At 57.8% G+C, this 2,381-nt stretch carries 1 tRNA gene and 2 rRNA genes; all 3 read left to right on the top strand.

Annotation, left to right across the window (positions count from 1 at the left end):
* Positions 1-37 precede the first annotated feature (37 nt).
* Positions 38-1,507 (top strand): 16S ribosomal RNA (locus B378_RS0102135).
* Positions 1,508-1,681: 174 nt separating this feature from the next.
* A tRNA-Ala gene (locus tag B378_RS0102130) sits at positions 1,682-1,753 on the top strand.
* A gap of 271 nt (positions 1,754-2,024) precedes the next feature.
* Positions 2,025-2,381 (top strand): 23S ribosomal RNA (locus B378_RS16975); the annotation flags it as partial.

The following is a 2,381-nucleotide window of genomic DNA, read 5'->3' as shown; positions in this document are numbered from 1 at the left end:
CCCCCTTCGAGCCGGGAATCAGGCTCGAAGGATATTCATTCCGGTTGATCCTGCCGGAGGCCATTGCTATTGGGATCCGATTTAGCCATGCTAGTCGCACGAGTTTAGACTCGTGGCGAATAGCTCAGTAACACGTGGCCAAACTACCCTTCGGAACACAATACCCTCGGGAAACTGAGGCTAATAGTGTATACCATACCACCACTGGAATGAGTGGTATGCCAAACGCTCCGGCGCCGAAGGATGTGGCTGCGGCCGATTAGGTAGACGGTGGGGTAACGGCCCACCGTGCCAATAATCGGTACGGGTCATGAGAGTGAGAACCCGGAGACGGAATCTGAGACAAGATTCCGGGCCCTACGGGGCGCAGCAGGCGCGAAACCTTTACACTGCACGACAGTGCGATAGGGGGATCCCAAGTGCACAGGCATAGCGCCTGTGCTTTTCGGTACCGTAAGGTGGTACCAGAATAAGGGCTGGGCAAGACCGGTGCCAGCCGCCGCGGTAATACCGGCAGCCCAAGTGATGGCCGATCTTATTGGGCCTAAAGCGTCCGTAGCTGGCCGCGCAAGTCCATCGGGAAATCCACCTGCTCAACAGGTGGGCGCCCGGTAGAAACTGCGTGGCTTGGGACCGGAAGGCGCGACGGGTACGTCCGGGGTAGGAGTGAAATCCCGTAATCCTGGACGGACCGCCGATGGCGAAAGCACGTCGCGAGGACGGATCCGACAGTGAGGGACGAAAGCCAGGGTCTCGAACCGGATTAGATACCCGGGTAGTCCTGGCCGTAAACAATGTCTGCTAGGTGTGGCTCCCACTACGAGTGGGTGCTGTGCCGTAGGGAAGCCGCTAAGCAGACCGCCTGGGAAGTACGTCCGCAAGGATGAAACTTAAAGGAATTGGCGGGGGAGCACTACAACCGGAGGAGCCTGCGGTTTAATTGGACTCAACGCCGGACATCTCACCAGCATCGACTGTGGTAATGACGATCAGGTTGATGACCTTATCCGAGCCTCAGAGAGGAGGTGCATGGCCGCCGTCAGCTCGTACCGTGAGGCGTCCTGTTAAGTCAGGCAACGAGCGAGACCCGCACCCTTACTTGCCAGCAGTACCGCGAGGTAGCTGGGGACAGTAGGGGGACCGCCGTGGCTAACACGGAGGAAGGAACGGGCAACGGTAGGTCAGTATGCCCCGAATGTGCTGGGCAACACGCGGGCTACAATGGTCGAGACAAAGGGTTCCAACTCCGAAAGGAGACGGTAATCTCAGAAACTCGATCGTAGTTCGGATTGTGGGCTGCAACTCGCCCACATGAAGCTGGATTCGGTAGTAATCGCGTGTCACAAGCGCGCGGTGAATACGTCCCTGCTCCTTGCACACACCGCCCGTCAAAGCACCCGAGTGAGGTCCGGATGAGGCGTTCCACGAACGTCGAATCTGGGCTTCGCAAGGGGGCTTAAGTCGTAACAAGGTAGCCGTAGGGGAATCTGCGGCTGGATCACCTCCACCGACCCGAGACCTCCCTTCAGGGAGGCTCACCTTAGACCGTCACCACGACGGTCACTACTCATTCGCATTGGACTGTGTACCGTCCGCCCATCCACCGGCTTGGACACCTTAGAACGACCACGGCTCGCAACACAAACGCGACACACACCAGACCTTCCCCTCGCGGGAAGGTGGGCTCATAGCTCAGCGGTAGAGTGCCTCCCTTGCAAGGAGGATGCCCTGGGTTCGAATCCCAGTGAGTCCATGTCCGTTCGGTCCGAATCCGTCCCCTTATATGGGAGACGCGACTCGGATCGAACACGACGACCGATGCACCATCCCGGGAAACCGCGGATGGGAAGGGTTCGACGAACGCCCCGTCACACCCGGGGCGATTCAATGACAACCGTGTATACGTGCGATCCAGACGTCCACTGAACTCATCCGAGTTCGTGGAACGTCAGTGAACCATATACAGTCGGGTGACATTACGTCACTTGACACCGTCAGCACTCTCTTCGGAGAGTTGGCTGACACACTACTGGCTACTGTGCCAGCTGGTGAATGGCTCGGCTCGAGAGCCGACGACGGACGTGCCAAGCTGCGAAAAGCTCGTGGGACCCGCATGGAGGGAAAGAACACGAGATCTCCCAATCGGAATCCGTTCAACAATTGCCACGCGCAATAGGGAACGCCCTGAATTGAAACATCTCAGTAAGGGCAGGAAAAGAACGCAACAGCGATGTCGTCAGTAACCGCGAGTAAACGCGACACAGCCCAAACCGAAGGTCTTCGGACCAATGTGGTGTTCGGGTTGACAATCAAATCTCGACACTCTCTCAGAAGTCTCCTGGAACGGAGCGTGAAACAGGGTGACAACCCCGTATGAGAGA

Origin of the sequence: Halorubrum sp. T3 (assembly GCF_000296615.1) — an archaeon.
GTDB lineage: Archaea > Halobacteriota > Halobacteria > Halobacteriales > Haloferacaceae > Halorubrum > Halorubrum ruber.
This window is presented reverse-complemented; position numbering and strand designations above follow the sequence as displayed.